This is a genomic window from Bacillus sp. 22483, from assembly GCF_052044605.1.
Lineage (GTDB): Bacteria > Bacillota > Bacilli > Bacillales > Bacillaceae > Bacillus > Bacillus altitudinis.
Genome location: NZ_JBQENU010000009.1, coordinates 1 through 25927, shown reverse-complemented (window position 1 = coordinate 25927; position 25927 = coordinate 1). Strand labels below are relative to the sequence as shown.

Here is a 25927-nt window from a genome sequence, read left to right as displayed (position 1 = left end):
CTTGATGGAGCGTGTGTCTCTAAAGGGTTATTTATAGAAAGAAGCGATGACAGGCTTCATTTTTTGAATGACAAGTCCACTGCCTCCACGGTTTTTTACACCTTCAATCATGCCGACGAGGACGTAATCTTCTTTTTTAGGATTAAACGCAAGTAAAAATCCATTTTCAGTACCGTCTGTCGCACCTTGTTTGCTCTTTAGTTCCGCTGTTCCCGTTTTAGCGGCTATATCAGCCCCTTTTATTTGCAACGAGTGAGCGGTTCCGTTTGAATTGGTGACGACTTGAGTTAGTGCGTCTTTCACCGTATTTGCTGTATCTTCTTTGATGATCTGTTTTGGTGATGCTGTTTTTTCATCCTGAATGACTCGAGGGTACACAAGCTTTCCTCCTGTTGCAAATGGAGAATAGGCATGTACTTGTTCAATTGGAGACATGAGTAATTCTCCTTGGCCATATGCTGAGTCGGCGAGTAAGATGTCTGATTGGATCCCGTCGTTAGACACTTGTGCCGGCTTCATTGTGAACGGCATGTTTAAATCATCACCAAACCCAAATGTTTTCACTTTTTTCTCGTAAGTATCTTTGCCGATTTCAAGGGCTTCCTGTCCAAAATAAATATTATCTGAGTACACGAGGGCATCGACCATATTGACTTGTTCTTTGTCATGAACCCGTGTAATGCGATAATTTCCCCATGATTGATCCTTTTGCCATTTCAGTCCATGAATGGTGCGCACTTTATTAGGTTTTGTGACACCTGTTTCCAGTCCAATCGCTGCTGTAATGGTTTTGAATGTAGATCCTGGTGCATATCTGCTCGCATATCGAGCTTGGAATGGGAGATCAGGATTTTCACTGTATGCTTGATATTGTTTAGGCGTGATCCCGTTGGTCATTAAATTGACATCGTAAGAAGGGGTGCTAACAAGCGCTAATAAATCACCTGATGATGGATTCATAATGGTGACAGCCCCTTTTTCACCTTTCAGCTGTTGATAGGCTTTTTTCTGTAAAGATGCATCAATGGTCAGTTTGACTGCTTTTCCGTCTTTTCGGTCTGTTTTTTGTAATGTTTCTTCAATACCTGTTTCATCATGGATAATGAGGATGCTTCCGCCATCTTGTCCTCTTAAGTTCTTGTCAAATGTGAATTCAAGGCCGGTCTTGCCGATGATTTGATCCGCCTTTAAAGCTGGATTTCTTTTGATATCATCCGCATTTGCTTTTCCCACATAGCCTGTCAGATGAGCAGCGGCTTCGTTATAAGGATAGTAGCGCATTTCCTTCGTTTGATAGGTGACGCCATTTATGTCTTTTGGAATCGGCTTTTGCTCTAACATAGACTTTAGCGGGACAAATGTATCATCTGTGACCCATGCTTGTTTCAGCTGATTTTGAATCAGCTCTTCATCTATATCAAAAGCGCTGCTGATTTTTTTGATGTTGCTTTCTTTTTCCGTGCCTGTCCCGAGCTTTCCAGGGATGATGCCAAGTGCGTGTCCACCAGTTGTTTCTGCTAACGTGCGCCCTTTTCGATCTACAATATTTCCGCGTACCGCAGGATCCGTTGTCACTTTGATGGTGTCACCCTTTTCCATTTGCGGGAAAATGAGATTTGGTTTCCAGTCTACTTTCCACTCGTTATCCTCTTCGGAGAGAACGCCTTTGTAAGAGAGTTTGTTCAGTTTTCCAAGTGACGTTTTCATCGTGACTTCATAGGTGAATTGATACCCATTTCCTTTGTCCTGTTTTTCTACGTTAACGTTTGAGACGTTTAGATCATTCGCACCGATGCCGCTAAAGATATGATCGTATTTTTCGGCAAGTTGTTTTTTAGAAAAGTCATTGGCTTTAAGAGAGCCGCTTGTGACCTCATCTGCCAATTTTGTGAATTCTTTTTTCTCCAGATGTTTCGTAAAGGATTCAGCGGCTTTCAGCGCCTCTTTTTCTTTTGAGAAAAGCGTATCTTTTAAGAAAAAGAGAGCAGCAGCAATCGCGATGATGCTAAGAAGGGGAATGATGACTTTTTTCTGTTTCCAAAATGATTTTCGTTGATCTGTATACAATGAAAACACCTCAATTTTTGATTAGATCCTCTATAGTTTACAGTTACTGTGTAGGATTTGTATAGTTTCTCCTATGAAAATAGACCAAGTTATGAAGTGGAAATATGAAGCAAGACACAGTTGCTGCTTAAGGATCTCTTCATTTTTTCTTATGATTTAAAGGATTTTTTATGTGATCATCGAATGTGAAAAATTAGAAAAAATAAAAGCGTTTTCATGAAGGAGGAATTGTGATCGTTTATAAAAAAGTGAATCTGACTGGACTTGTTCTTGGACCGATCTTCTTTTTTCTTATTTTTTTGCTCATTCCAGAAAGTGAATTGACCTATGCACCAAGAGTGGTACTGGGCGTTACGGCTTGGACTGCGACATGGTGGGTCACAGAAGCTTTGCCTATACCGGCTACCTCTTTATTGCCCATCATCCTTTTGCCAACACTTGGCGGGCTATCGATGGAGCAAACATCAAGAGCTTATGGAGACCCGATTGTTTTTATGTACATGGGCGGATTTATGATTGCCATTGCTATTGAAAAATGGAATTTACATAGAAGAATGGCCTTACATATTTTAAACATCATTGGCACAAGAAGTGACCGCATTGTATTAGGGATTATGATGGCAACGGCCTTTTTATCTATGTGGATTTCAAATGCAGCCACAGCACTGATGATGCTGCCTGTGGCACTGGCTGTGATTAAAGAGGTGAAGGCGAACGATATTTTGTCTGGTGCATCTCTTGACCGATTCAGTAAAAGCATTCTATTATCAGTCGCTTATTCAGCCTCTATTGGCGGACTGGCGACACTCGTTGGGTCTGTGCCAAATGCTGTTTTTGCAGCGATGTCAAAAAAGCTGTTAGATCGAGAAATTATGTTTTTTGAATGGTTTTTGTTTGGTTTTCCGGTGGCGGCTGTTCTGCTTATTCTCTTATTTCTGTATTTGACCAAGATACAGTTCAAGGTAGAGCACACAGGTGAAATGGGAGCGGCGTTTATACGGAAGGGTTTAGAGGATTTAGGCAAAATGAAACAAGAAGAAAAATGGGTTTTTGCTATTTTTCTTATGACGGCTTTTTTATGGATCTTTAAAATCTTTTTGTTTGGCGGGCTTCCTGTCTCGGATACGTCGATCGCAATCTTTGGGGCGATGCTGTTATTTCTCATTCCAGCGACAAATGGAGAGAGAATACTAGAATGGCAGGATATGAAGCAGTTGCCGTGGGGGCTTTTGCTTTTGTTTGGAGGCGGGCTTTCGCTCGCTACAGGATTTGCGGAAACGAATCTAACAGGATGGATCGGGGAAAATTTACAGCATTTAAATGGGCTGTCGTATCTCATGCTGCTGATTATTTTAACGGCTTCTATTTTATTTATGACCGAAATTATGTCCAATACAGCAGTTGCGAACATGATCATTCCGATTACAGTAGGGCTTGGACTTGCAATTGGCATGGAGCCGTACGGCTTAATGGCTGCGGCTGCGTTAGCTTCCTCATGTGCGTTTATGTTGCCAATTTCCACACCGCCAAATGCGGCTGTCTTTAGTGCGGACGTGCTGAAAATATCTGATATGGTCAAGGCTGGCTTTTGGCTAAATGTGATCAGTATTGTAGCGATTGTGCTTGCGGTTTATTTCTGGCTTCCGGTCGTGCTGAGATGAAGACTTTGATCGAATGGAGACTTTTGGTGTTTTTGTTTCTTTTGGCTTCGGTACTGAAGCTGCCTTTTTGAGGTGCGGGTCCTTTGGCGTGTAATAGGTGGCTCCAATGTTGAGTCTGCCTTGAAGCTGGTCAATGGAAAGCTCACCAAACTCTAAATGGTAGTCAATTTTGTCCACATGCAGTGATTCAATGTGAATGTGCGTATCCTCCGAGACAGGCGGAGCAGGTGCAGACATTTTCTGCTCAAGAGCGGTGAGTCTTTTTTCCAGCTCGACGACAGATGGGGATGGACTGGCTTCGGTTTTTTTTAAGAGTGATTGAATGAAATGTTTCAAGTGGACCACAACCTTTTCTTTCGCCTTGCTCTAGTCTATGGAAAAGCTGCCCGGTATATACTTATAGAGATACATGAAAGGGGAGAAGTGCATGCTGCCTACACGCATTCAGATTACCCATATGAAGACGAATACGATTGGTACAGGGTCCTCGATGACATTCGGTTCGACGATCGTACGAAATCACTGCTCGACGATCAAAAGAAACAATGGTTTTGGTGAACAAAATGCCGATGGCGTGATCACGATCTTGCCGATTGAAACGATTGATGATCGTGATCTAATAGACGCAGTCAGTATCAATATTCGTCATCTATGATGATCGCAGTTGCTTTTCCTTCATCCTTTTGCAGGCGAATGTATAGCACGCCGTCTTTAAAGGCCGCATTCATTTGACCAAGAATCATATCTGGGAGCCGAATTTTTCTTTCAAACGGACCATACTCTCCTTGTTTTTGGCGAAAATCTTGTTCGTTAAAAAAGGAAAAACGCTGTCCTTTTACAACTAAATATTCACCATATGACAGCACCTGAACATCTTCCTTCCGGTAGCCAGGCAGATAAATTAAGTACTGAAATTCAGTAGGGGTTTCCACAATGTCGACTGGTGGAAACGATGCATCTGTTCCTCGCTGATCTTGCTGCGAGAATGTAAATGGAGACGGACCATTTGCCATAAAGGGAGATCTTTGCTCATCATCGAATATCATTTTCCAAAAATCATCTCCATGCATTTGCTGGGCAATGTCCATCCACTGCTTCATTTTTTCGAAGTCCATGTGAAGACCTCCTGTTAACATACTTGATGGGTGCTCGCATATACCTATAAAAAGGAGGTTTATCTGTGGTTCAACCAACTCCGTATATCAATATTAATATTTTCATGTTAAAAATTAATTCCTTTGAAAATGCGTCGGCGGTGAATGTCGGACAAAATTTGTTAGCAGAGTGGCAAAACTCAGATAAAAAAAATCAGGGGTACGGACAGAATTTTGGAGATGCTAGCGGTTTTGTCGGAACAAAGAGCCATGTAGATGATCGAGATCAAGTGGACTCACCTGCCTCTTTTTCGCCAGCAGCTAAACCTATTCCAAGGAAGTGATGTGTGATGTTATTCTCACCCTCAGTCGTCAATGTCGGTGCTTTTAAAATCAATGCAATGGATCGGGGGGCATCACTGACGCTAGGACCTTATCAGCAGATCGATTATTTTCTCTCGATGAAATTGAACCAGGGTTTTGGTGAGGACAATGGAGATTGTTCACCGCTTGTCATTCCGATTTCAAGCGTATTAGATCCAGATATGGTGGACTCGAATTCAGTGAAAAACAGTGTGATTTAAACAAAAAAGAGACCGGGATACCCCGTGTCTCTTTTCTATTGTGTTTGATTCAGATGGCTTTTGCGTCTTGCATAGGTAAAATACACAACGACACCAATGGCTACCCAGATGAGGAAGGCTCGCCATGTCTCCCATTTCAGTGTGGCAGCCAATATCATACAAATGACCGCACTAATGATGGGAAGGACAGGGACAAAGGGTACTTTAAACGCTGTCTTCATATTCGGATGTTTTTTCCGGAGTATGATCACAGCGATCGAGATCACCGTAAAGGCCGCAAGTGTACCGATGCTGACTAAATTAGCAAGTGTTGATAAGTTGACGAAACCAACGATACATGCCGCAACAGCGCCTGTCAGCCAAGTGTTGGCAACCGGTGTCTTCGATTTTGGATGAACGTTTGAAAAGATTTTTGGCATGAGTCCATCTCGGCTCATAGCAAAGGTTAAACGCACCTGAGCGTAGACAAGTGCAATTAACACGGTCGTAATCCCGATAATAGCGCCTGCCGATATAATACCAGCGACACTATTCAGGCCAACCACTTGAAGCGCAAAAGCGACAGGGTCACTGACATTCAGCTTCGTGTAGTGAACCATGCCTGTTAAGACAAATGAAACCCCGATGTATAAAATCGTACAAACGCCGAGCGCACCGATGATTCCAATTGGCATCGCTTTTTGCGGATTTTTGACTTCTTCTGATGCATTAGCGATTGCATCAAATCCAAGGTAAGCAAAAAAGACAGTTGCCGCTCCAGCAATCACGCCATGGAAGCCCATTGGCATAAAAGGTGTCCAATTTTCAGGTTTAACGTAAGCAAAGCCTGAAATGATAAAGAGGAGGACAATGGCAATTTTGATGAGCACAATGATGTTATTCAGCTTTGTGCTCTCTTTTACGCCTCTTGAGACAATAAAGGTAATGAGTAAAATAATGAGTGCGCCTGGCAGGTTAAAGATGGCCCCATCAGCGGCTCCGGGTGCAGCCGATAAAGCCTTCGGTATGTGCAGACCAAATCCACTGAGCAGTGATTGAAAATAGGATGACCATCCGCTTGCCACAGCAGAGAGCGCAACAACATATTCAAGCATTAAATCCCAGCCCATTAAAAAGGCGAGGAATTCTCCAAGTGTTGCGTAAGAATACGTATAGACACTTCCTGACACTGGAATGGACGAGGAAAATTCAGCGTAGCAAAAAGCAGCAAGGGCGCATGCGATCGCAGCCAAAATAAAAGATATAATAATCGCAGGTCCCGCATCTTTCGCAGCCGCAACCCCCGTTATCACAAAAATTCCAGTCCCGACCACACAGCCAATGCCAAGCAAGATTAAATCAAATGTATTCAAAGAACGGCTCAGCCGCTTCGTTTGACTTTCAAGCATGAGCTGGTCGAGAGACTTTTTTCTAAATAAAGAACTCATGTTGACCTCCTAATGGATAAATCTTTTCGTAAGACGAATGTTAGTATATGCGTAAATGGCAATTTAGTCAATTGGTTGAAAAACGCTTTAAATCGCTAAAGTGTTAAATGTCACAAAAGGCTAATGTGTATCAAAAGACATCCGCCGGCATGTGACAGGCGGATGTGATAACAGGAGATTTACGTTTGTTCTGCAAATATTTTTTCATTGTACAGCACACTCGGATGGGTTGGGTAATGGGCTGAGGATGCAAGATGATGGGTTTTGGCTTGAGCCAAATCACCGAGCTGATAATAACAATAGCAAAGCTGAAGGTGAGGATACCATGTTTTATATTGTGTCAGTGTAAAGGCTGTTTCGATTTCAGGTGCCTTCAGTGCCTGCTCATACCAATAGATGGACGCTTTGTATTTATTTTGTGCTTTGAAATGATCCCCAATCCGGCAGCAAAATTCTGGACGGGGCTGATCATATAAGAAGGATCGCAATAAGGAGGATAAGGCGGCTTCCTCAAAACCGACTGCATAGTAGCAGTCAGCTAAATTTTGGCATGTGCGAATTTCATCTTCAATCCAGCATTGTTTTGTGGCTAAAAATTTGTGATAAAAGCGAATCGCCTTCACATGCTGCTTGTGATCTCGTAATTCATTGGCGAAGTAAAAGAGATCACGAGGTGTCATCTCTTCGCCTTTTGCAAGCATGTTTTCATAAATGCGCAGATTGCGTCCAGGCTCTCCAGCGGTTGTTTTCTTACGCTTTTGATGGGTGACGGCGATATCAGCCGGTAAGATGTTGCCATACACCTGAAGAAACTCATGAACGGCCCCGTACCACTGAAAGTTCAAGGCACGCTTGACGAGCCGATTTCTTCTATATTTAAAATTCACCTGACCGTCCTCACTAAATCCAACGTGGTAAAACATCGAGACGGCATCTACTGCGGGATCAAGCGTCTGTTTGAGCTGAAGCAGTTTTTGCTGGTCCTCTTCAAGTAGGACATCGTCGGCATCCAGCCATAAGATATACTCTTTTGTCGCATGGGAAAAAGCGAAATTGCGTGCTTTTGCAAAATGCTGGACCCATTCAAAGTCGAGTACCTTTGCTGAAAAGGAGTGAGCAATGTCCTTTGTTTGATCCGTTGATCCTGTATCAACAATGATCATCTCATCTACAATGTCTTGAACAGAAGACAGGCAGTCAGCCAAAACCTCCTCTTCATTTTTCACAATCATACATAAACTAATGGTTATCATCTTTAGATCACCTCTTCATAGTGTATCGAGCATCAAAAGGAAACATTCTTTTCAGCAGCGGGTTTTTTTAAAACTAGTTTTCTGCTACTGGCTGATTTAAAATAAAGGAAGAATCTATGTAAGGGCTGATAAAATGAGTTTATTGAATGTAGAAGGATTATATAAAACCTATGGCGAAAAAACGCTGTTTGACCATATCTCTTTTCATATAGAACCAAAGGAACGCATCGGGTTAATTGGACCGAATGGAACAGGGAAGTCAACGCTTTTAAAAGTCATTGCAGGACTTGAATCATTTGAGGAAGGCGACATCACAAAGGCAGGGACACTTGATATCGAATTTCTCGAGCAAGATCCTGAAATGAGCGGGGATGAAACGATTCTCGACTATATTTTTTCAGGAACAGCACCGATGATTCAAACGATGAAAGCCTATGAAAAGGCGCTGGCTGATTTAGAGCATGATCCACAAAACGAGGCAAAACAAGAAGCGCTTATGCGTATGCAAAATAAAATGGATCAGGATGATGCATGGGATGCGAATCTTTCGGCGAAAACGATTTTGACAAAGCTTGGCGTTAAAGATGTGAGCCGATCTGTTCATGCGTTATCAGGCGGACAGAAAAAGCGTGTGGCGATCGCCAAAAATTTAATCCAGCCTGCGGGTTTGCTGATTTTAGATGAGCCGACAAACCATCTAGACAACGCAACCATTGAATGGCTTGAAGGATATTTGAGTCAATACAGCGGGGCTGTCATTCTTGTCACCCATGATCGTTATTTCTTAAACCGCGTCGCCAATCGGATTTATGAATTAAATCAGGGGCAGCTTTACACATATAAAGGAAATTATGAAGTCTTTTTAGAAAAAAGAGCGGAACGAGAAGCAGAAGCTCAAGTAAAAGAAACGAAACGTCAAAACCTGCTTAGACGTGAGCTTGCATGGCTCAGAAGAGGGGCAAAGGCTCGAACGACAAAGCAAAAAGCACGTATCGGCAGAGTGGAAGAGCTGAAGGATCAAAAGGGACCTGATGCAAAGGGAGAGCTTGATTTTGCGATCGGTTCTCACCGGCTTGGAAAACAAGTGATTGAGGCAGAAGAGATCAGCATCACATTTGCTGGTCAAACCCTTGTGGACCAGTTCAGCGATTTAGTCGTGCCAGGTGATCGTATCGGATTTATCGGACCAAATGGAGTGGGCAAAACAACTTTACTCAATTGCCTGGCGGGTAAAATAGAACCGACGAACGGACAATTGACCATTGGACAAACAGTCCGCATTGGCTATTACACGCAGGACCATAACGAAATGAATGAAGAGCTGAATATCATTGATTACATCAAAGAAACAGCTGAAATTGTCAAAACGGCAGATGGCGTCATTGTGACAGCAGAGCAGATGTTGGAGAGATTTTTATTCCCTAGATCCATGCAGCGCACGTTTATCCGCAAGCTGTCAGGGGGAGAGCGCCGCAGATTGTATTTATTGAAGGTATTGATGGAAGAGCCGAATGTTCTCTTTTTAGATGAGCCGACGAATGATCTTGATACAGAGACGCTTAGCATTTTAGAGGATTATTTGGAGCAGTTCCCAGGCGTAGTCATCACCGTGTCGCATGATCGTTATTTCTTAGACCGAGTCGTCCATCGTCTGCTTGTGTTTGAAGGGAAGGGACGTATTTCACACTTCCAAGGTGCTTACAGCGATTACATGGAGCAAGAAAAAGAACAGAAGCGGACAGAGACAAAACCAGCTGAAAAACAAGGAGAAGCTGCACCGAAAAAGAGGAAAAAACTATCCTATAAGGACCAGCTTGAATGGGATGGGATTGAAGATCGGATACAAGCACTAGAGGACAAACACCAGCAGCTCGAAGCCAGCATTGCTGAGGCTGGCAGTGATTTTGGGAAAATTCAAGAGCTGATGGACAAGCAAAAAGCCGTCGCTGAAGAACTAGAACAAGCAATGGACCGCTGGACAGAACTGTCGCTGATAATTGAGGAATTAGAAAGTAATGAAAAATAAAGGCTGGTAAAAAAACTGTAGAGACATTCTACAGTTTTTTTTGATAAGAACATTTGGCATAAGCATCGTGCTGATGAATGGATTCTTCATTTCGACACTCAATTTGAAAGCCTTTAATCCAGTTTTGTTCATATAGCTCTGCTGCAATTAACCTCGCAACATCCTCTACAAAACGTGGATTTTCATAGGCCTCTTCTGTCACGTGTTTTTCATCTGGTCTTTTGAGTACAGGGTAAAGGGGCGCACTCGCATTAGACTCGATGATCTGCAGTAGATCTGCTTTCATGTCATCAGGGAGTTGACCTTGTTCAAACAGCTCTACCTGAATAGATACAGTGCCGCGCTGATTATGTGCGCCGTATTCACTGATTTCTTTTGAACAAGGACATAACGTTGTCACTTGAGCAGTGCAGCCAATATGACAAATCCATCCGTTTTCTTCATGAAAGTGGATGTCATATTGCACGTCTGCATGCATCAAACCGGACTTTCCGCTGATGGGACTCTTTTTTTTCATGTACCACGGAAAGGAAACGTGAATCGAGGCAGAAGGCTGATTCATTTGCGTGGCAAGCTGTGCGGTCAATTCTTTTAAGGAATCCACATCAACCGGTTTTCCGCTCTCATAAAATGAGTGAAGCTGCTCGGTGAGACGGCTCATATGAATACCTTTTTGATGAGCTGGCAAATATGTACTCAGCGTAAAATCAGCGGAAGAGGTTTGGTGCTGTGGAGCCGTTTTAGACAAAATATGTACAGGGTACGACACACGGCAAATTCCGACCTGTTCCAGATCAAAATAAAAGTCCTGTTCGGTTTGTTGGATGTCTATCATGTCCTCTTTTTGACAAGGTTTTGTTCTAGCGCTTGGCGGGACAGAACCGAATTGTGCGTGTCGTTCTTTTTTGGATGGAAATGAACGCATAGGTACCTCCTTTAAAACGTAATGATTCCTATTTATTCTGCATCAAACCACAATAGAAATCAAGTGATCAAACGTTAACGTTTACGTTAAGGTCATAAAGGTGTATAATAAATCATGAATTGATGAGCAGGAGGCACTGGCAATGGAATGGATGAAAATTGATCAAGTGGCGAAAAGAAGCGGACTGACGAAACGGACGATTCGTTTCTATGAAGAGATTGGTTTATTATCAGCACCAAAGCGGACAGAGGGCGGTGTCAGGCTGTACTCAGAGGACGACATGGAAGAACTAGAAAAAGTCATGCAGGCAAAAGAGGTACTTGGTTTTTCTTTACAAGAGCTTCAATCGTTTATGGAAATAGGGAAGCAGTTAGAGCTGAATAAAGAAGGCTACTTGCTGTCACTTGACCCGAAGGAACGATTAGAGAAACTGTTAGATATTGATGCGCAGCTGACTGTGCAGCATCAATTGATTACAAAAAAGCTTGAAACGATTCAATCCTTTAAAAAGGATCTTGAAATGATGAAAGAAAGAGCGGCTCATGCCATTGAGCAATTACAAAAATAAACACCTCAGCGTGTTTATTTTATTTTGTGAACATATGAAGGAAAGGTTCTGATCGAATGAAGGAAGAAGAAGTATTAAAACAGCGTACAAGTCTGCTTAGGCAGCCGAAGGCCGTCTGGGCTGTTGCCTTTGCATGTGTGATTTCATTTATGGGGATAGGACTTGTGGACCCGATTTTGCCAGCCATTGCATCACAATTAAATGCATCTCCAAGTCAGGTGTCTCTTTTATTTACGAGCTATTTGCTTGTCACGGGCTTTGTGATGTTTTTTACCGGTTTTATTTCTAGTCGTATTGGTGCCAAATGGACGTTATTATTAGGACTCATCTTTATTATTGTCTTTTCTGCTTTAGGGGGTACCTCTTCAACGATTAATGAATTAATCGGCTTTAGAGGGGGATGGGGCATTGGGAATGCCTTATTCATTTCAACGGCATTATCAGTGATTGTCGGTGTGTCTGTTGGAGGAAGTGCGAAAGCCATCATTTTATATGAGGCTGCACTAGGTCTTGGGATTTCTGTCGGGCCGCTCCTTGGCGGTGAGCTTGGAACGATCTCTTGGCGTGGGCCATTCTTTGGTGTGGCAGTGTTAATGTTCGTTGCTCTTTTAGCTATTATTTTTATGCTTCCACCTATACAAAAGCCGCAGAAAAAGGTGAAGTTATTTGAAGCTGTTGGAGCCTTGAAATATAAGGGGCTTTTAACGATGGCATCTGCTGCTTTCTTATATAATTTTGGATTCTTTGTTCTTTTAGCTTATTCGCCATTTGTGCTTCATCTTGATGAGCATGGTCTTGGCTATGTCTTTTTTGGATGGGGATTATTTTTGGCTGTGACATCTGTCTTCTCAGCGCCGGTCATTCATCGCAAGCTTGGAACATTGACTTCTCTTGTGGTTCTGTTTGCTTCGTTTGCTGTGATTTTATTCGGTATTGGAATCTGGACTTCACATGTTGTAGTCGTCATCTGCGGAATTGTCATTGCTGGGGGTATTCTTGGTATGATCAATACTGTGCTCACGACCGCAGTGATGGGATCAGCACCGGTTGAGCGTTCCATTGCTTCATCCTCTTACAGTGCCGTGCGGTTTATTGGGGGCGCGATTGCTCCTTGGATTGCCGGCGTACTTGCTGAATCTTTTACTGCAAGCACCCCTTACTATGTTGGGGCGGCTGTCGTTCTGTTAGGCATGATCATCCTGCTAATTGGCCGGAAACATCTCATCAATATTCAAGCAGGTCATTAAATAGAAAAAGCCTTATATCTGCATGAGATATAAGGCTTTTTTGTGATTATAATACTTTGGTTGTCCAGGATTCACAATTCCAAGTTTCAGTGGCCACATCTTGATAAAATTCAGGTTCGTGGGAAATCAATAGGACGCTGCCTTTATATTCTTTTAATGCGCGCTTTAATTCTTCTTTGGCATCGACATCCAAGTGGTTTGTCGGCTCATCGAGAACAAGTAGGTTGGTTTCTTCATTGATCAGCTTACAAAGGCGGACCTTCGCTTTTTCACCACCACTTAAAACAGACACACGGCTTTCAATATGTTTTGTCGTTAAACCGCATTTGGCAAGGGCAGCTCTGACTTCATATTGTGTGTACGATGGGAAGGTGCTCCACACCTCTTCGATACAAGTGTTGCTGTTTTGTTCTTTTACTTCTTGTTCAAAGTAGCCTATATGCAGGAATTCTCCGCGTTCCACCTCACCAGAAATGGGGGAGATTTCTCCAAGAAGACTTCGGAGCAGTGTCGTTTTTCCGATACCGTTGGCACCGTATAATGCAATTTTCTGCCCGCGTTCCATTTTTAAATTCAATGGACGAGAGAGCGGTTCGTCATACCCAATGACTAAATCCTTCGTTTCAAAAATCAATTTCCCTGATGTACGTGCAGGTTTAAAGTGGAATTCTGGTTTTGGTTTTTCTGCCGCTAATTCAATCATGTCCATTTTATCGAGTTTCTTTTGACGAGACATCGCCATATTTCGAGTGCTGACACGTGCTTTGTTTCTCGCGACAAAATCCTTTAATTCAGCCACTTCTTGCTGCTGCCTTTTATACGCTGCTTCTAGCTGCTGCTTTTTCACTTCGTACACTTGTTTAAATTGATCATAATCACCAACGTATCGCGTGAGTTCTTGATTTTCGACATGATAAATCAAGTTAATGACACTGTTTAGGAACGGGATATCATGTGAAATGAGGATAAACGCATTTTCATATTCCTGCAAATAGCGCTTCAGCCACTCAATATGCTGTTCATCTAAATAGTTGGTCGGCTCGTCAAGAAGAAGAATTTCAGGCTTCTCTAACAGCAATTTCGCAAGCAGTACTTTTGTACGCTGTCCGCCGCTCAGCTCTGTCACATCACGATCGAGCCCGAGATCTGTTAACCCAAGACCTCTTGCAATTTCCTCTACCTTGGAATCAATGATATAAAAATCATTGTTCGTCAGGGCATCCTGAATGACGCCTACTTCTTCTAAAAGCTTTTCCAGTTCATCAGGATCTGCTTCACCCATTTTTTCGTAAATGTCATTCATTGCGGCTTCCATTGAGAATAAATAATGGAATGCATCTTGAAGGACTTCACGAATGGTTCTTCCTTTTTCAAGCACGGTATGCTGATCGAGGTAGCCGACACGGACATTTTTTGCCCATTCGACCTTTCCTGCATCTGGCTCAAGCTTGCCAGTAATAATATTCATAAACGTTGACTTTCCTTCACCGTTGGCGCCGATCAAGCCGACATGCTCGCCTTTTAATAACCGGAAGGAGACTTCGTGGAAAATGGCTCTGTCGCCAAAGCCATGACTTAAATCTTTAACAGATAATATCATTTTTTACACCTCAAATAGATTCAAAACGGCTAGTGCCTCTCATGATTATATCGAACTGTCCGGCTCGATAAAAGCATCAAAAGAAAAATTGCGTTTCAAAGCTGATTTTGAGATACTTAAGGATAGATTGAATGAGGATAAAGGAGATCAACATGACGGAAAATTGGGCATTTTTGAAAGAAGCAAAGCCATTTATTCAAAAGAACTTTGAAGCGGCTGGCTTTGAGAAGCCAACAGCGATACAAGAACAAACAGCAGAGTGGATTACGGAAAAACGCGATGTGATCGCAGAATCACCTACTGGAACAGGGAAGACCCTAGCGTATGTTCTGCCGCTTTTAAATAAAATTGATGTGAGTATCAAACACCCGCAAGTCTTAATCTTGGCACCTTCAAGAGAGCTTGTGATGCAAATTTTTGATGTCGTGCAAGAGTTCAAACAAGGTTCAGACATCAAAGCTATTTCCTTAATAGGCGGGGCAAACATCAAGAAGCAGCAGGAAAAGCTAAAAAAACACCCGAATATCGTGGTGGCGACACCGGGCCGAGTACAAGAGTTAATCAAAATCAAGAAACTGAAAATGCATGAAGTGAAAACGATCGTGTTAGACGAGGCAGATCAACTTCTTGTCCCAGAGCATATGAAAACGATTCAAGCGATCATTAAGTCCACATTAAAAGAAAGACAAATCCTTTGTTTTTCTGCAACATTGAAAGAAGAAACCGTTCAGCTGATTAAAGAAATGACATCTGAACCAGAAGTATTGAAAATTGCTAGAAGTGAGGAAGAAGCGCAGAAAGTGGGTCACTATTATCTGTTATGTGATCAGCGTGACAAAGTGAAACTGCTGCAAAAGCTATCACGGCTTGAGGACATGCAGGCGCTTGTCTTTGTGCGAGATATTACGAATTTGAGCATTTATGCAGAAAAATTAGCGTATCACCATGTCGACCTTGGTGTGCTTCACAGTGAAGCGAAAAAAGCAGAGCGTGCTGTCATCTTAAAGGCGTTTGAGCAGCGTGAATTCCCGCTCCTCCTTGCAACAGATATTGCAGCAAGAGGAATCGATATTGATGATCTGCCATATGTGATTCATGCAGATATGCCAAATGAAGAGGGCTACATCCACCGTTCAGGTAGAACCGGACGCGCAGGAAAAGAAGGCGCAGTCATCAGTCTTGTCACACCTCAAGAGCAATCAATGCTGAAAAAAATGGCGAAAAAGCTGAATCTTTCGCTTGAAGAGATCGTGTATAAGCAAGGCCAGCTGCACCTTGCACCCAAGCAGGCATAAGAAAAGGACCCTCCATAATTGGCAGGGTCCTTTTTTGTTATGAAATTTTGACAAGTTGTTTTCCGACATTTTCCCCTTTGAATAGTCCAAGGAATGCATCTGGAATGTTGTCAAAGCCTTCAATGATTGTTTCTTTATATGTGAGTTTATCTTCTTTTACCCATTGTGCGAGATCTTTTGCTGCCTCTTCAAAACGATCAGAGTAGTTGGCAACAATGAAGCCCTGCATCAATGCACTTGTTTTAATGAGTTTTGTTTGCACACGAGGCCCAATGTCTTCGCTTGCACTAATGTTATAAGAAGAAATGGCGCCGCAGACTGGAATACGTGCAAAACGGTTCAAATGATTCATCACAGCATCAGAGATGTCGCCGCCCACATTGTCAAAATACACATCGACACCGTTTGGACAGGCTTTTGCAATGGCGTCATCTAAATCATTGGTTGTTTTATAATTAATGGTTTCATCAAAGCCGAGTTCTTTTAAATAAGCCAGTTTATCATCAGATCCGGCAATTCCAACGACGTGGGCACCTTTGATTTTAGCGATCTGTCCGACAACAGAACCAACGGCACCTGCGGCTCCAGAAATGACAACCGTTTCGCCTTCTTTTGGCTGACCAATCGCAAGAAGTCCAAAATAGGCGGTTTGTCCTGGCATGCCCAAAATCCCTAAGTAATAAGATAACGGCGCAATGGATGGATCAATTTTTGTCAGAGACTCTGCTTTGGCAGTAGAATATTCCTGCCAGCCAAGGAATCCAAGTACAAAATCACCTTTCTCAAATTGAGGAGATTTGGACTCGACGACTTCTCCGACCACACCACCCTGGATCACTTTATTGAGTTTAAACGGAGGTGTATAGGATTTTGTATCTTGCATTCTTCCTCTCATGTAAGGATCTACAGACACATATTTCGTTTGAATCAAGACTTCGCCATCTTGCGGCGTTGGTATATCAACTGTTTCAAAATGAAAAACATCTTTAGTAGGTAACCCTTTTGGACGTTTTGCTAATTGAATTTGTTTTTGTTGACTCATGTCAAATCCTCCCTTTCACTTGCAACCTAGATTTACATTAACATGATGCTTCTTTTCGTTCAAAACATACGGTCTTTTCCAAGCACATACAAAAAAGCAGCCACCATCTAAAAGAAGGGGACTACTTTTTTTGAAGAGAGACAGAAAGGAGCGGCGGGAGACAACCAAACAGTTGATACTCATCCGCATCACGTTCTTTTAACAAATATTCATTTGCATTTTGCATGGAGGCTTTCATCATATCGTGCGTCACAAAAGGAAAAAGGATATTTAAATATGAGGACAACAGGTCTTGTGGATCTTGTTCGATTGACTCGATATCTCCAATGTTAATAATAATAGAAAAGAGATAATCGATGCAGATGTGAAAGTGCTGTTCAGCAAACAAAGTAAGCGGCTTTGCTTTTGATTCTTCAGGATTCCATTTTTGAAAAAGCTGTTTCACCAAATCACTGACAACCCATGCATTAAACTGCTGCTCAGCTGAAAAATAATACATCAGCTCCACCCCATTTCTAGCCTCCAGTATAAGAATTGTACAACAAATGACAAGGAATGAATACGATTTTTCAGAAAATTTAGTCATTTTTACAGTCTTTTTGTCAAAAATAAGTCCATAGACGCATGAAGTTCACAGAGTAAAAATGGATGTGCTGGAGGAAGGTTTAATGACAAAAGTGACGGGTAAAAGATTCGTAAGACGTTAAAGGAGGAATAATAAATGAAACCTGTTGTAAGAGAGTATTCAAATGATGAAACACTTCAAAGAGATGTGGAGCAATTAAAACAACTCGGTGTTGCAAGAGAGGACATTTATGTTCTGTCCCATGACGATGATCGAACTGAGCGTATTGCAAGCAACGCAGATGCCAATACGATAGGTCCAAAAGAAGTTGGACTCAAGCATGCGGTTGGAAACATCTTTAGCAAAAAGGGAGATGAACTCCGCAATAAGATTCACGAAATTGGTTTCTCAAAAGAAGAAGCTGAGACATTTGAAGAACATTTAGACGAAGGGAAAGTTCTTCTCTTTGTGACTGACCATGAAAAAGTGAAAAATTGGGCATAAACGCCATCGTAAAAAAGCCTCTTACTTTTGTAAGGGGCTTTTTTTCATGCTGCGATAATTAAAAACTACCATCTGTCTTTTTCACTATAATAAGGAAGGTTAAAAAATTGGGATAAACAGTAAAATGTCTAATTGAAAATATAGAAATATCAAAGGATACCATCAAAAAAATGAAAAAAGTAGTGAAAATATCACAAAAAACCATTCGGGAAATAATTATGATATCTTTATTTTTATCTCAAAACGAAATAAAAATCTTGTGTAATTTAGTAGATAAATTTCTTAGTTCTATTGGTTTAAGTTATATTTTTGTGTAGAAATAAGTGTTTTAAGGTCAAAAAACCACGAAATATACCTGTATTTTCAATTAGAAAATCATTCTAATGTTTAGGAAATAATTTGTTGACAAAATAATCTAAAAACAATATATTTGGCTTAATCAAGTCATTATGGAAGTAGTTGTTAAATTTTTGATAGGTGGATTTCAGGATCTATTCTGTAAATGATGATGCATTAAGACCTAAGGGAGAGCGCTTCTGAGGCAGAGCGATACTGAAGAAATATCTATTAGACAAAAAGAAATGAATGATAGATAGCTTAGAATGGTAGATTCGTTTTTCTACTATGCCTATTTCTCAATGATATGATTCAGGGTATTCAGAGGATCATCATAAAGAAAACGCTTTCTAAACGCTGTTAAGGAGGTGAACCCATATGAAGAAAATGTATAACAAACTAAGGCGCTGTAACAGTTGAATGGCTGGGGTTGTATGTGAAGATGAGTGCTGAAAAAGAAGAGTGACATGTGGGATGCTTCTCTCCTTTTTCAGAAAACAGATTTCCTAAAAAATCCATCTTTCATTTTATCATAAGGCTTTTTGCTTGAAAACCACCTTTGTTAGGAAAGGTGATTGTGAATTGAAGGAGGTCACGTGATGAAAAAGGCTTTGTATCATGAAGACAGCGGGTTGTATTTAGAGAAAATGCGCATGGCTTTTCAAGAACACTATGAGCAAAGAACAGATATGTGGTCCACTGATCCATCATTAACAGACGCTGCTGTGATGTCTCTCAAGGCATGGCGTTCCAGGGAAAAGGATGCACTTGCTTCTGTGCTGGATATCGGCTGCGGGAACGGCCGGGCTCTTGAACATTTACAAGGACTGTCGGCATATACCGGCATTGACCTTTATGAGCATGAGGAATGGCAAGGATTGAAGAAGAGAAAAGAGGTTCCTGTCCATTTTTATCATCAAGATTTTATGTCCTGGTCAATTGATCAAGGGCGCGAGCTGACGTTTGATTTGATTTTAGATCATGGCTGCTTTCACCATCAGCACCCTGATGACCATGAACGATACTTAAAGCAGATTTCCTCGCTGCTTCATGAAGGTGGTGTCTTTTCCCTTGTTGTATGGGGAGAAGAGTGGAAAACAGGCTTAATCGGAGAAGATGGACGCTTCCATTTTTCATTCTCAGATACTCAGCTTGGAGAAAAGATTTGTACATCAGGACTTGAGCTCGTTTCGATTACACCATTACAAGCGAAGGCTGGGATAAGCCAGCATCATGTCATTGCTGTCAAAATCTAGTGCAAAGGAGGATAAACGCGATGTTTGATGTGATGGTTCTTGGTGCATACCTAGGCGGGTGTCATGCTTCAATCAATGTAGCTGAATTGAAGTACGGACTATTCATCCAATCAAAGGGCACTACCGGATGACGTGCATTTGAAGGACCAGAGCTTCTAGTAAAGGAGAAAGCAGCTCGAAGCTAGCAGAGATATTCTTTTAGAGAAAGAGCATGTCAGTTTCCATTCAAGAATCATCAAATGGTGTTGCTCTCTTACAGAGAATACAGCGTATGAAGCTCGATTTCTGCTCCTTTGTACTGGACAAGTGACAGTCTAAAAAGTGACCAGCTCTGCTGAAGAGTCTTTTATGAAAAGTACTGATGGATGATTGGCATCGCACATCTATTCAGCCAGTATGACAGGAAATTTCTCCTGAGCCATGATTCTAGCTGGAGCCGGTGCTCAGGATGCAAAGGGAGTGCATACACATATTCATCACGCCATCACTGCGCTGAGAGAGTTCAATGGGGTGCAGTGATGAATAGGGGGAGACAAATGAACAAGTTTGTAGCTGAACTACAATCAATGATTCATCATTTTACATTTCAAGAAAAACACTATTTGCTCGTGGGGCCAGTGAACCTGCCGATCTCTATTGAACATGAAGAAGTGCAGTTTACATGGTATGCCTTTGCGTCTGTAGAAGCTGATACAACGCCAACGGTTGAGTCTATTGTACAAATGAGTACCGAGCAGCAAACATTTTCCTCTTGTCTCCTTTTTGGCGACTTTGAAAATGAAGTGCCGCCGCTTGTGCGAATTCATAGTGTCTGCCAAACAGGGGATGTGTTTGGGTCACTGAAATGTGATTGCGGTCCACAGCTTGCATCATCGCTAAAAAAAATCACCGATTACGGAAAAGGCATGCTTGTGTATATGGCCAATCAAGAAGGGCGCTCTATTGGGCTGATGGCCAAAGCCTTCACGTATAAATTACAGGAAATGAAACTGGATACATTTGAGGCGAACAGGTTGATCGGCTGCGGAGATGATGATCGGCATTACGAGGAAGCAGCGGCTGTCTTGCACTATTTAAACAAAGGGAAACCATTGCATCTCTTAACCAATAATCCAGATAAAGTCGATTCCATTGCTGCTTACGGTCTTCCGGTTTTACGGTTTGATCATACGGTAGAAGCCTCTCTCTATAATGAGGCGTATTTAAAGGCAAAAGCAGCATCAGGGCATATGGTCGATGAGAAGAAATTAATTAATCAGTAGATGAGTTTATTTAAAGAAGGCGGGAGAAAAGCGTGAAACCTGATATCAATTGGATTCAAATCCCAAGCGGCTATGCGACGATTGGAAGTAATGAAGAAGATATGAAAAAGGCATCAGAATTTTGGAAGGACAAACTTCTGAATCCAGCCTATGGCCGTGAGAAAAAATTTCAAAAATGGCTGTACAAAGAATTTCCATCTTATCAGCCGTATATGAGCGAATTTTTCATTTCAGATACGGTCGTCACCAATGAATGGTATCAAAGCTATTGCGACGAGACAGGAAAGCCTTATCCAGAGAGCTTGACGAACCTAGAACTTGGCGGGGGAAAAGACCATCCAGCTTGGGGCATGGACATCGAGGAAGCTTTCTCATTTTGTCAGTGGCTGAGCGGGAAGCTTGGATATGAGGTATCGATCCCTACTGAGGAAGAATGGGAATATGCTGCCAGGGGCAATACGAGACATCAATATCCTTGGGGAGATGAGTTTAACCCCTCTTACTGTAATACACACGAATCAAATATTGAAAAAACGACACCTGTCCGTCATTACGAAAAAGGAAGATCTCTATTTGGACTATATGATATGGGTGGCAATGTCGAAGAATGGGTCAACACCAAGTATCACATATATGAAGGCGGCATTGAGGTTGTAGATGATTTAACCGAGACACTCGGCAGTGATTACTACATTTTAAAAGGTGGCTCCTTCGCAAGAGGCGGAGATTTATGCAGAGTCGCAAGAAGACACGGGAAACACCCAGACCCTGTTTTTCGATTTACTGGTTTTCGTGTAGTTACTCGTCAAAAACAACATATAAAGGTGGGAATGTAAAACCATGCATAGAGGACCGATTACATCCGTTTTATCAACTCAGCATGACCAAATTGTCTACACAGGCGGCTATGACCGCTGTATTTATAAATGGGACCGTGCCACGGGAGAAGGAACATTCATTGGTAGTCACGAGCATATCATCAACTCTTTATCCCTTTCGGAAAATGGAACGTATTTAGCGAGTGCATCGTCAGACTATACCATTCAATTATATGATACTAGCACACATACAAGAATTCGTACGTTATATGGTCATGCGGATGATGTGGAAGCTGTCGCATTTGCAAAGCAGGATACGCTTCTTGTATCGGTGTCCAGAGACAGAAGATGCTTAGTTTGGGATATTGAAACGGGAGCCATTTTAAGAGAATTTCATGGACATAGCAAGGATGTATTAGCTGTATGGATTCATGAGGATAAAGCTTATACAACTGGTGACGATGGCTATGTCCTTGTATGGCTCTATGAAACAGGAGAAATTGTAGGTGAAATTGGCCCGTTTGATTATGAGCTGGATACCATCAGCGGCAGCAATCAAAAAGAAGTATTCGCCCTTGGTAGAGACGATGGCACGGTCATCATTTATGATGCCGCTACATTACAGGAGAAAAAAATCATTAAAGCTCATTTACAAGGTGTGAAACGTGTGAATTTTTCGCCGAGCGGTAACTACTTGCTTACAGCGGGTTATGACCATTTAATTAAGCTGTGGAATTATGAAACCGGTGATTTAATTGATACGCTGCTGCCTCATAAATATCAATGGGAGCGTTCGCTTGTTTGGACAGAAGATGAGCAGGCCATTTTAGGAGCCAGCTTTGGGAAAACGTATTGTGAATGGTCAATTCAAGAAGGAAAAGTGATCTCTGATGAGCAGGAATTGGCGACACCTTCTATTAATGATATTGCGTTGACTGAAGCGGGTGATATTATCACTGCATCAGATGACGGAAAATTCAGAAAGAATGGAATCGAAATCGCAAAATCAACAGGTGTTCTCACAAATGGAGTGGCTGTTGCACGGGATGGAAGCTATTATGCATGGGGCGATCATGCGAGTCAGGTGCATATTGTACACGAGTCATTGCAGCAAATGGTCTCTTTTGATCTCAACACAGGTCCTGTCAATAGTGTGTATTTCCATGAGGAGGATCGTCAATTTTATATCGGCACTTATGGCGGCTATGTGCATGTCATTTCGACAGAACACTTAAAGGAAATCGGCCGTTCTAAAGCACATGATTGCGCAGTCAAAGCATTAAAGGTAGAAGGAGATCATATCATCACAGCGGCAGTTGAAGGAACCATCTGTCTTCTCGATAAAAAGAGTTTGTCCTTAACAGCAGAATATATCGGGGCGACAGAGCTGTTAAATGATGTATTTATTGATAGCAAAAGAGATCGTATTGCCATTGTCAGCCGTGATAAAAACGTCCGATTGTTTGATTTGCATACAGGCAGAATTTTAAATCAGCACAACGAGCATCAATATTCCATTAAATCCATCACTGTGACAGACTCTGGCTATATTGTGAGCGGAGACTATTGGGGGTATATTGTGGTCTGGAATCCAGAGCTAGATGTCAATACAGGTCCGATTCGAATTGCTAAGAATGGCATTAGTGCCATTAGACAACTAGGAAATGATGTGTATGCAAGCTCATATGACGGTGGTATTTATCATATTCGAGAAGATGGCACACATACGGAAGTACTGCGCTTATTTGAACAATTTCCGAAAGAAGTAATCTCTCATTAAGAAAAAGAATGTAAGCGGGGGATTCTCATGATAAGTGTTTGCAAGGAACATATGAAAAAAGGTCTGACTGTACTCAATTGTCCGCATGTGCTCCTCATTAATAAATATGAATGTCGCAAATGCTGTTTTTGTAAACAACGAGCATCATATAAACTGTTTTATTCCTTGCCTTACTATGATCGATCTGAAAAGAAACGGCTTGAGAAAGTATAGCACATGAGAATAGAACTCCTTCATTTTCTGAAGGAGTTCTTTCCCTTGAGAGAAGAAAGGAGCCCGAGATGAAAGACGATGTTTTTTATATGAAGCTGGCGATTGCCAACGCGAAGGCGATGAAAGGACAAACCTCACCCAATCCGCTTGTTGGTGCAGTGATTGTTCAGAGCGGTGAGATTGTTGGGATTGGTGCGCACATGAAGGCTGGCGAGCCTCATGCTGAAATTCATGCGCTGCAAATGGCAGGAGAAAAGGCGAAGGGAGCTGACATGTATGTGACACTCGAACCTTGTACACATCACGGAAAAACAGGCCCTTGCACCGAAGCGATCATTAGCAGTGGTGTGAAGAAAGTGTTGATTGCCACTCAAGATCCGAATCCGGTTGTTGCAGGAAAAGGAATTGCCTTTTTGAAAAAGGCTGGAATTGAAGTGGAGCAAGGTATATGTAAACACGAAGCAGATCGTTTAAATGCTCCTTTTTTTCATTTGATGCAAACAAACCTTCCTTATGTCATCTTAAAATCAGCTATTTCGATAGATGGGAAAATTGCCACGGCTGATCAAGAAAGCAAATGGATCACTGGAATAGAAGCGAGAACAGAAGTGCAGCGCTTACGTCAAGAAGTAGATGCGGTGCTGACAGGAGTGGAAACGATTATTCAAGATGATGCCGGCTTAATTGTAAAGGATTCATTCAACCATCAGCCCATTCGTGTCATTTTAGATTCAACATTAAGGATACCGCTTCATGCCAAATGCTTAACAGATCATAGGGCAGAAACCATAATTTGTACATCACAAGATTATGATCATCAAAAGTATCAACAGTTGATACAAAAAGGTCATCAAGTATTTGTCACAAGCGGAGAACACCGGACAGATCTTCAGGATGTGTTACACCTGTTGAAGAAGCGCTCTGTGATGTCAGTGCTTGTAGAGGCAGGGGGCAGTGTGAGTGCGTCATTTTTAGAAGCATCACTTGTGAACGAAGCTGTTATCTATATGGCACCTTTATTAATCGGAGGGAAAGATGCACCTACTTTTTTTGAAGGAGAAGGTGTGAAAAAACTAAAAAAGGCGATCCGTCCAGCGGATATTGAATATAGTATGGTAGGAAAAGATTTAAAAATGACGATGACATTTTAACGATGGAGAGAGGTCCTTGCACGCAGAGTGCAAGACCTTTCAAATTTTTTGATAAAAATAAAATTGTACATACACCTTTATCGATCATGATGAATACGATGGATGGGGGTGATTCTATGAGAAAATGTAGACAATGCGGAAAGATATACCCAACTCATTCGACAGACCACTACCAAAAAGGAAGCTGGTATGATGCGTATAAGGATGATGGCTGGGAATGTGATAGTTGTAAGAAAGGTAAATCAGACAAACCAAGGAAACCAGTAAAAAATCCATGCTGTGGAAAAGATCCTTGTGTGTGTGTCATTCAAGGACCGCCAGGGGGAAGAGGAAGGAGAGGCCCAGCAGGTCCGGCGGGTCCAGTGGGTCCAGTAGGCCCAGCGGGTCCAGCCGGCCCGGCAGGTCCACAAGGCCCAACAGGCGTTGGGTTAACAGGGATTGTAGCATTTGATCCAGCGGTAGCCCCGGCGTATCCAGTAGGTCAAGTGGTGACATATGATGGCAGTACGTATGTGGTAAATTCAGCACCACCAACAGGTACGCCTGATACATCGCCGGATTATACGCTTTTAGCAGCTGCGGGCGCAACAGGTACAGGACCAACAGGTGTCACCGGAGATCCAGGTCCGACGGGTGCAACAGGAGCCACTGGTGTAGGTCTAACTGGAGTCGTTCCTTTTGATGCGGCAGCGGCACCAGGATATCCATTGGGTCAAGTAGTGACATATGAAGGTGGAACGTATCTTGCAAACACAGCATCACCAACGGGTACACCGGATACATCACCAGATTATACGCTTCTAGCCGCTGCGGGTGCGACAGGAGATACGGGTGCAACCGGAGCAACAGGAACAGGAGCAACAGGAGATACAGGCGCAACTGGAGCGACCGGAGCCACAGGAGATACGGGTGCCACAGGAGCAACAGGAACAGGAGCGACTGGCGCTACTGGAGATACAGGCGCAACCGGAGCGACCGGAGCCACAGGAGATACGGGTGCCACAGGGGCAACAGGAACAGGAGCGACCGGCGCTACTGGAGATACAGGTGCTACTGGAGCGACCGGAGCCACAGGAGATACGGGTGCCACGGGAGCAACAGGAACAGGAGCGACCGGTGCTACTGGAGATACAGGCGCAACCGGAGCGACCGGAGCCACGGGTGCAACGGGAGATACAGGAGCAACAGGAACAGGAGCGACTGGCGCTACTGGAGATACAGGCGCAACCGGAGCGACCGGAGCCACAGGAGAT

At 42.5% G+C, this 25927-nt stretch carries 23 protein-coding genes and 1 pseudogene; 15 read left to right on the top strand and 9 right to left on the bottom strand.

Features of this window, described 5'->3' with window-relative positions; genetic code table 11:
- Positions 1-27: 27 nt before the first annotated feature.
- Positions 28-2067, bottom strand: coding sequence for a penicillin-binding protein PBP4(5) (gene pbp4 / locus ACTJJQ_RS13895; protein ID WP_317328829.1), 2040 nt, complete (start codon positions 2065-2067; stop codon positions 28-30).
- 230 nt (positions 2068-2297) lie between these two features.
- Here pbp4 and ACTJJQ_RS13890 point away from each other — a divergent pair, with 230 nt between their 5' ends.
- Positions 2298-3728 carry an SLC13 family permease gene (locus tag ACTJJQ_RS13890; protein WP_317328832.1) on the top strand — a complete coding sequence of 477 codons (1431 nt, stop codon included), beginning with the start codon at positions 2298-2300 and terminating at the stop codon, positions 3726-3728.
- Here ACTJJQ_RS13890 and ACTJJQ_RS13885 read toward each other — a convergent pair.
- The gene (locus ACTJJQ_RS13885) at positions 3660-4073 is read right to left on the bottom strand and encodes a hypothetical protein (protein ID WP_432243819.1); all 414 of its coding nucleotides are present in this window, start codon (positions 4071-4073) and stop codon (positions 3660-3662) included. The two genes, ACTJJQ_RS13890 and ACTJJQ_RS13885, sit on opposite strands and share 69 nt — an antisense overlap.
- 82 nt (positions 4074-4155) lie before the next feature.
- Here ACTJJQ_RS13885 and ACTJJQ_RS13880 point away from each other — a divergent pair, with 82 nt between their 5' ends.
- Positions 4156-4383: a hypothetical protein gene (locus ACTJJQ_RS13880; RefSeq protein ID WP_017360415.1), complete on the top strand. Its 228-nt coding sequence runs from the start codon at positions 4156-4158 to the stop codon at positions 4381-4383.
- On the opposite strand, the gene ACTJJQ_RS13875 is transcribed toward ACTJJQ_RS13880, so the two are convergent.
- Complete coding sequence (locus ACTJJQ_RS13875; protein WP_317328836.1) at positions 4364-4843, bottom strand: Hsp20/alpha crystallin family protein; 480 nt, start codon at positions 4841-4843, stop codon at positions 4364-4366. The two genes, ACTJJQ_RS13880 and ACTJJQ_RS13875, sit on opposite strands and share 20 nt — an antisense overlap.
- A 65-nt stretch (positions 4844-4908) precedes the next feature.
- On the opposite strand from ACTJJQ_RS13875, the gene ACTJJQ_RS13870 reads away from it, so the two are divergent.
- Positions 4909-5166 carry a hypothetical protein gene (locus ACTJJQ_RS13870; protein WP_008344180.1) on the top strand — a complete coding sequence of 86 codons (258 nt, stop codon included), beginning with the start codon at positions 4909-4911 and terminating at the stop codon, positions 5164-5166.
- A 6-nt stretch (positions 5167-5172) separates the two neighbouring features.
- Positions 5173-5406, top strand: a complete 234-nt coding sequence (locus ACTJJQ_RS13865) for a hypothetical protein (protein WP_008344178.1) — start codon at positions 5173-5175, stop codon at positions 5404-5406.
- A 35-nt stretch (positions 5407-5441) separates the two neighbouring features.
- Here ACTJJQ_RS13865 and ACTJJQ_RS13860 read toward each other — a convergent pair whose 3' ends face one another.
- Both ACTJJQ_RS13860 and ACTJJQ_RS13855 read right to left on the bottom strand, forming a co-directional pair.
- Positions 5442-6833 carry an amino acid permease gene (locus ACTJJQ_RS13860; RefSeq protein WP_008344176.1) on the bottom strand — a complete coding sequence of 464 codons (1392 nt, stop codon included), beginning with the start codon at positions 6831-6833 and terminating at the stop codon, positions 5442-5444.
- Positions 6834-7012: 179 nt separating this feature from the next.
- Positions 7013-8086, bottom strand: coding sequence for a tetratricopeptide repeat-containing glycosyltransferase family 2 protein (locus ACTJJQ_RS13855; RefSeq protein ID WP_138278215.1), 1074 nt, complete (start codon positions 8084-8086; stop codon positions 7013-7015).
- 133 nt (positions 8087-8219) lie between these two features.
- Here ACTJJQ_RS13855 and ACTJJQ_RS13850 point away from each other — a divergent pair, with 133 nt between their 5' ends.
- A complete protein-coding gene (locus tag ACTJJQ_RS13850) occupies positions 8220-10112 on the top strand; it encodes an ABC-F family ATP-binding cassette domain-containing protein (protein ID WP_440600293.1) in 1893 nt (630 codons plus the stop codon).
- Between the two features lie 28 nt (positions 10113-10140).
- On the opposite strand, the gene folE2 is transcribed toward ACTJJQ_RS13850, so the two are convergent.
- Entirely contained in the window at positions 10141-11037 is an 897-nt protein-coding gene (gene folE2 / locus ACTJJQ_RS13845) for a GTP cyclohydrolase FolE2 (protein WP_440600292.1), read from the bottom strand.
- A 142-nt stretch (positions 11038-11179) separates the two neighbouring features.
- Here folE2 and ACTJJQ_RS13840 point away from each other — a divergent pair, with 142 nt between their 5' ends.
- Together ACTJJQ_RS13840 and ACTJJQ_RS13835 are read left to right on the top strand one after the other, a co-directional pair.
- On the top strand, positions 11180-11605 hold the full coding sequence (locus ACTJJQ_RS13840) for a MerR family transcriptional regulator (protein ID WP_017366797.1): 426 nt from the start codon (positions 11180-11182) through the stop codon (positions 11603-11605).
- A 56-nt stretch (positions 11606-11661) separates the two neighbouring features.
- Positions 11662-12852, top strand: coding sequence for an MFS transporter (locus ACTJJQ_RS13835; RefSeq protein ID WP_440600291.1), 1191 nt, complete (start codon positions 11662-11664; stop codon positions 12850-12852).
- A gap of 46 nt (positions 12853-12898) precedes the next feature.
- On the opposite strand, the gene ACTJJQ_RS13830 is transcribed toward ACTJJQ_RS13835, so the two are convergent.
- On the bottom strand, positions 12899-14452 hold the full coding sequence (locus ACTJJQ_RS13830) for an ABC-F family ATP-binding cassette domain-containing protein (protein ID WP_008343192.1): 1554 nt from the start codon (positions 14450-14452) through the stop codon (positions 12899-12901).
- Positions 14453-14604: 152 nt separating this feature from the next.
- On the opposite strand from ACTJJQ_RS13830, the gene ACTJJQ_RS13825 reads away from it, so the two are divergent.
- Positions 14605-15747, top strand: a complete 1143-nt coding sequence (locus tag ACTJJQ_RS13825) for a DEAD/DEAH box helicase (protein WP_057078342.1) — start codon at positions 14605-14607, stop codon at positions 15745-15747.
- A gap of 37 nt (positions 15748-15784) precedes the next feature.
- Here the strand turns inward: ACTJJQ_RS13825 and ACTJJQ_RS13820 are convergent, their stop codons facing one another.
- The gene (locus ACTJJQ_RS13820; protein ID WP_440600290.1) at positions 15785-16789 is read right to left on the bottom strand and encodes an NADP-dependent oxidoreductase; all 1005 of its coding nucleotides are present in this window, start codon (positions 16787-16789) and stop codon (positions 15785-15787) included.
- Between the two features lie 121 nt (positions 16790-16910).
- Positions 16911-17288, bottom strand: coding sequence for a YfmB family protein (locus tag ACTJJQ_RS13815; RefSeq protein ID WP_017366799.1), 378 nt, complete (start codon positions 17286-17288; stop codon positions 16911-16913).
- Between the two features lie 222 nt (positions 17289-17510).
- Between ACTJJQ_RS13815 and ACTJJQ_RS13810 the strand changes: the two genes are divergently transcribed.
- From ACTJJQ_RS13810 to ACTJJQ_RS13780, 7 genes and pseudogenes are all read left to right on the top strand, one after another.
- Positions 17511-17858: a general stress protein gene (locus ACTJJQ_RS13810; protein ID WP_007496775.1), complete on the top strand. Its 348-nt coding sequence runs from the start codon at positions 17511-17513 to the stop codon at positions 17856-17858.
- A gap of 935 nt (positions 17859-18793) precedes the next feature.
- Positions 18794-19450 (top strand): class I SAM-dependent methyltransferase, encoded by a 657-nt coding sequence (locus ACTJJQ_RS13805; protein ID WP_019743853.1) that lies wholly within the window; start codon positions 18794-18796, stop codon positions 19448-19450.
- A gap of 536 nt (positions 19451-19986) precedes the next feature.
- Complete coding sequence (locus ACTJJQ_RS13800) at positions 19987-20712, top strand: GTP cyclohydrolase II (RefSeq protein WP_017360404.1); 726 nt, start codon at positions 19987-19989, stop codon at positions 20710-20712.
- A gap of 32 nt (positions 20713-20744) precedes the next feature.
- On the top strand, positions 20745-21548 hold the full coding sequence (locus ACTJJQ_RS13795; RefSeq protein WP_056408112.1) for a formylglycine-generating enzyme family protein: 804 nt from the start codon (positions 20745-20747) through the stop codon (positions 21546-21548).
- 4 nt (positions 21549-21552) lie between these two features.
- On the top strand, positions 21553-23310 hold the full coding sequence (locus ACTJJQ_RS13790; RefSeq protein ID WP_035391378.1) for a WD40 repeat domain-containing protein: 1758 nt from the start codon (positions 21553-21555) through the stop codon (positions 23308-23310).
- Between the two features lie 281 nt (positions 23311-23591).
- Positions 23592-24674, top strand: a complete 1083-nt coding sequence (ribD, locus tag ACTJJQ_RS13785; protein WP_025206907.1) for a bifunctional diaminohydroxyphosphoribosylaminopyrimidine deaminase/5-amino-6-(5-phosphoribosylamino)uracil reductase RibD — start codon at positions 23592-23594, stop codon at positions 24672-24674.
- A 116-nt stretch (positions 24675-24790) separates the two neighbouring features.
- A pseudogene (locus ACTJJQ_RS13780) lies at positions 24791-25927 on the top strand (exosporium glycoprotein BclB-related protein); the annotation flags it as partial.

Bases quoted from the DNA above. Each gene is read 5' to 3' on its own strand.
- ACTJJQ_RS13880 (WP_017360415.1), top strand. From the start codon at position 4,156: ATGCTGCCTACACGCATTCAGATTACCCATATGAAGACGAATACGATT.
- ACTJJQ_RS13875 (WP_317328836.1), bottom strand. From the start codon at position 4,843: ATGGACTTCGAAAAAATGAAGCAGTGGATGGACATTGCCCAGCAAATG.
- ACTJJQ_RS13865 (WP_008344178.1), top strand. From the start codon at position 5,173: ATGTTATTCTCACCCTCAGTCGTCAATGTCGGTGCTTTTAAAATCAAT.
- ACTJJQ_RS13860 (WP_008344176.1), bottom strand. From the start codon at position 6,833: ATGAGTTCTTTATTTAGAAAAAAGTCTCTCGACCAGCTCATGCTTGAA.
- ACTJJQ_RS13855 (WP_138278215.1), bottom strand. From the start codon at position 8,086: ATGATAACCATTAGTTTATGTATGATTGTGAAAAATGAAGAGGAGGTT.
- ACTJJQ_RS13850 (WP_440600293.1), top strand. From the start codon at position 8,220: ATGAGTTTATTGAATGTAGAAGGATTATATAAAACCTATGGCGAAAAA.
- folE2 (WP_440600292.1), bottom strand. From the start codon at position 11,037: ATGCGTTCATTTCCATCCAAAAAAGAACGACACGCACAATTCGGTTCT.
- ACTJJQ_RS13840 (WP_017366797.1), top strand. From the start codon at position 11,180: ATGGAATGGATGAAAATTGATCAAGTGGCGAAAAGAAGCGGACTGACG.
- ACTJJQ_RS13835 (WP_440600291.1), top strand. From the start codon at position 11,662: ATGAAGGAAGAAGAAGTATTAAAACAGCGTACAAGTCTGCTTAGGCAG.
- ACTJJQ_RS13830 (WP_008343192.1), bottom strand. From the start codon at position 14,452: ATGATATTATCTGTTAAAGATTTAAGTCATGGCTTTGGCGACAGAGCC.
- ACTJJQ_RS13825 (WP_057078342.1), top strand. From the start codon at position 14,605: ATGACGGAAAATTGGGCATTTTTGAAAGAAGCAAAGCCATTTATTCAA.
- ACTJJQ_RS13820 (WP_440600290.1), bottom strand. From the start codon at position 16,789: ATGAGTCAACAAAAACAAATTCAATTAGCAAAACGTCCAAAAGGGTTA.
- ACTJJQ_RS13815 (WP_017366799.1), bottom strand. From the start codon at position 17,288: ATGTATTATTTTTCAGCTGAGCAGCAGTTTAATGCATGGGTTGTCAGT.
- ACTJJQ_RS13810 (WP_007496775.1), top strand. From the start codon at position 17,511: ATGAAACCTGTTGTAAGAGAGTATTCAAATGATGAAACACTTCAAAGA.
- ACTJJQ_RS13805 (WP_019743853.1), top strand. From the start codon at position 18,794: ATGAAAAAGGCTTTGTATCATGAAGACAGCGGGTTGTATTTAGAGAAA.
- ACTJJQ_RS13800 (WP_017360404.1), top strand. From the start codon at position 19,987: ATGAACAAGTTTGTAGCTGAACTACAATCAATGATTCATCATTTTACA.
- ACTJJQ_RS13790 (WP_035391378.1), top strand. From the start codon at position 21,553: ATGCATAGAGGACCGATTACATCCGTTTTATCAACTCAGCATGACCAA.
- ribD (WP_025206907.1), top strand. From the start codon at position 23,592: ATGAAAGACGATGTTTTTTATATGAAGCTGGCGATTGCCAACGCGAAG.